The following is a 2757-nucleotide window of genomic DNA, read 5'->3' as shown; positions in this document are numbered from 1 at the left end:
GCGGTGCCGTTCCCTCGCGCGCGGCACTGGCGGCCAGCGCTTCACTTTCACGTCGCGCCCTCAGCATTCCGGCCGGGGCGACATCCTCGATGGGCAGTCCGCGCCGGGCGGCCACCTCCTCGGGACGCTGCAGCAGCTTGAGCGCGGTGACGGTGGCGTGCACCACGTTGATCGCGTTGTCGCTGCCCAATGACTTGGCCAGGATGTCGCGCACCCCAGCGCATTCCAGCACCGCACGCGCCGCGCCACCGGCGATCACACCGGTACCGGGGCTGGCCGGGCGCAGCAGCACCACACCGGCGGCCGCCTCACCCTGCACCGGGTGCGTGATCGTGCCGCCGATCAACGGCACCCGGAAGAAGCCCTTGCGCGCCTCTTCCACGCCCTTGGCGATGGCGGCCGGAACTTCCTTGGCCTTGCCATAGCCGACGCCGACCATGCCGTTGCCGTCGCCCACGATGACCAATGCGGTGAAGCTGAAGCGCCTACCACCCTTGACCACCTTGGAGACACGGTTGATGGCGACGACCCGCTCCAGGTAGTTGCTCTTGTCGCCGTCGCGGTCGCGGCCACCACGGCCGCCCCCGTCGCGCCGACCGCGGCTGTCGCGGTTGTCGCCGCGCGAGTCGCGGTTGTCGCCGCGGGCCTCGGGGCCGCCGGCTGACTGTTCCGCCATTATGCGGTCCTTCCGGTCTTGTTCAGGCTCTTGATCATCTAGAAACTCAATCCGTTCTCGCGCGCGGCATCGGCCAGCGCCGCGATCCGTCCGCCGTAGGTGTACCCGCCGCGGTCGAAGACCACGGAGTCGACGCCGGCGGCCTTGGCGCGCTCGGCGATCAATTGCCCCACCCGCACGCTGCGGGCCTTCTTGTCGCCCTGCAGGCCGCGCACGTCGTCCTCGATCGACGACGCGGCGGCCACCGTGGTGCCGTTCTCGTCGTTGACCAGTTGCACGTGAATGTGTCGCGCGGAGCGGTTGATGACGAGCCTCGGACGCTCCGGGGTGCCCGCGATCTTCTTGCGCAGTCGGGCGTGCCGGCGCAGCCGGGAGACCCGGCGAGTTGCGGACACGCTCTGCCCCACCGGCTTTCGCGCGGCGGTGTCAGCTTGTTTTTGCGCCATGACTACTTACCTGTCTTTCCGACCTTGCGGCGGATCTGCTCACCCTCGTAGCGCACGCCCTTGCCCTTGTACGGGTCGGGACGGCGCAGGCGGCGGATGTTCGCCGAGATCTGGCCGACCTTCTGCTTGTCGATGCCGGAGATGGAGAACTTCGTCGGTGACTGGACCGCGAACGTGATGCCCTCGGGCGCCTCGATCACCACGGGATGGCTGTAGCCCAGCGCGAACTCGAGGTTGGCGCCCTTGAGCTGCACGCGGTAACCGACCCCGAAGATCTCCATCTTGGTGGTGTAGCCCTCGGTTACGCCGGTGACCAGGTTGGACACCAGCGTGCGCGACAGCCCGTGCAGCGAGCGGTTGCGCCGCTCGTCGTTGGGGCGGGCGACCACGATCGCGCCGTCCTCGTTGCGCTCCACCGTGATCGGTTCGGCCACCGTCAGATTCAGGCTGCCCTTGGGCCCCTTCACCTCGACGTGCTGACCGTCGATCGTTACGTCGACCCCGGCGGGAACCGGAACCGGCTGCTTACCAATGCGCGACATGTCTACTCCCTCACCACACGTACGCGAGGACTTCGCCGCCCACGCCCTGTCTGGCCGCCTGGCGATCCGTCAGCAGGCCCGAGGATGTCGAGATGATCGCCACGCCCAGGCCGCCGAGCACGCGCGGCAGGTTGGTGGATTTCGCGTACACCCGCAGACCGGGCTTGGACACTCGCCGCAGTCCGGCGATGCTCCGCTCCCGGCTCGGTCCGTACTTGAGCTGGACGATCAGCGACTTGCCCACCCGAGCGTCTTCGGTCCGGTAATCGCTGATGTAGCCCTCACTCTTGAGGATCTGGGCGATGTTGGCCTTGATCTTGGAGTGCGGCAACGTCACCTCGTCGTGATACGCCGAATTGGCGTTACGCAGACGTGTCAAGAAGTCTGCGATCGGATCCGTCATCGTCATGACAGCGTTGGTACCTTCCTCGCGGTGGTTCCCGGTTCGGGCCTGTCGCGCACCTGTTCTGGGTTGGTCTTGGGGTCCTGGCTCTTACCAGCTGCTCTTCTGCACGCCGGGCAGCTCGCCCGCGTGCGCCATCTCGCGCAGGCAGATCCTGCACAGGCCGAATTTGCGGAACACCGCGCGTGGGCGGCCGCACTTGTTGCAGCGCGTGTAGCCGCGCACCGCGAACTTCGGCTTGCGGTTGGCCTTGTTGACCAGTGCCTTCTTCGCCATCTACTCAGTTCTCCTTGAAGGGAAAGCCGAGGGCCCGCAACAGCGCTCGTCCTTCGTCGTCGGTCGTCGCCGAGGTGACGACGTTGATGTCCATGCCGCGGACCCGGTCGATCTTGTCCACGTCGATCTCGTGGAACACCGACTGCTCGGCCAGGCCGAACGTGTAGTTGCCGACCCCGTCGAACTGCTTGGGCGACAGGCCGCGGAAGTCGCGGATACGCGGCAGCGCGATCGAGGTGAGGCGGTCGAGGAACTCCCACATCCGGTCCCCGCGCAGCGTGACCCGGGCACCGATCGGCATACCCTCGCGCAACTTGAACTGCGCGATCGACTTGCGCGCCCTGCGGATCTCGGGCCGTTGCCCGGTGATCAGCGCCAGGTCGTTGACCGCGCCGTTGATCAGCTTCGCGTCCC

Annotated in this window: 6 protein-coding genes; all 6 read right to left on the bottom strand. The window is 67.2% G+C overall.

What is annotated here, in order from left to right; all coding sequences use genetic code 11:
* Positions 1–676: 30S ribosomal protein S5 (gene rpsE, locus A9X05_RS02725; protein ID WP_067779045.1), on the bottom strand; the 676-nt coding region annotated here is incomplete at its 3' end.
* 38 nt (positions 677–714) lie between these two features.
* Positions 715–1083, bottom strand: coding sequence for a 50S ribosomal protein L18 (rplR, locus tag A9X05_RS02720; RefSeq protein WP_073879405.1), 369 nt, complete (start codon positions 1081–1083; stop codon positions 715–717).
* A gap of 41 nt (positions 1084–1124) precedes the next feature.
* Entirely contained in the window at positions 1125–1664 is a 540-nt protein-coding gene (rplF, locus tag A9X05_RS02715) for a 50S ribosomal protein L6 (RefSeq protein WP_067754265.1), read from the bottom strand.
* Positions 1665–1674: 10 nt separating this feature from the next.
* A complete protein-coding gene (gene rpsH, locus A9X05_RS02710) occupies positions 1675–2073 on the bottom strand; it encodes a 30S ribosomal protein S8 (protein WP_007167852.1) in 399 nt (132 codons plus the stop codon).
* An 84-nt stretch (positions 2074–2157) separates the two neighbouring features.
* Complete coding sequence (locus A9X05_RS02705) at positions 2158–2343, bottom strand: type Z 30S ribosomal protein S14 (protein WP_067273083.1); 186 nt, start codon at positions 2341–2343, stop codon at positions 2158–2160.
* Positions 2344–2347: 4 nt separating this feature from the next.
* The coding region (gene rplE / locus A9X05_RS02700; protein WP_067779042.1) for a 50S ribosomal protein L5 at positions 2348–2757 on the bottom strand (410 nt) is incomplete at its 5' end.

Origin of the sequence: Mycobacterium sp. E3298 (genome assembly GCF_001666895.1) — a bacterium.
Lineage (GTDB): Bacteria > Actinomycetota > Actinomycetes > Mycobacteriales > Mycobacteriaceae > Mycobacterium.
This window is presented reverse-complemented; position numbering and strand designations above follow the sequence as displayed.

Excerpts from the sequence above, each read along its gene's own strand:
- A9X05_RS02705 (WP_067273083.1), bottom strand. The coding sequence starts at position 2,343 with ATGGCGAAGAAGGCACTGGTCAACAAGGCCAACCGCAAGCCGAAGTTC.
- rpsH (WP_007167852.1), bottom strand. The coding sequence starts at position 2,073 with ATGACGATGACGGATCCGATCGCAGACTTCTTGACACGTCTGCGTAAC.
- rplF (WP_067754265.1), bottom strand. The coding sequence starts at position 1,664 with ATGTCGCGCATTGGTAAGCAGCCGGTTCCGGTTCCCGCCGGGGTCGAC.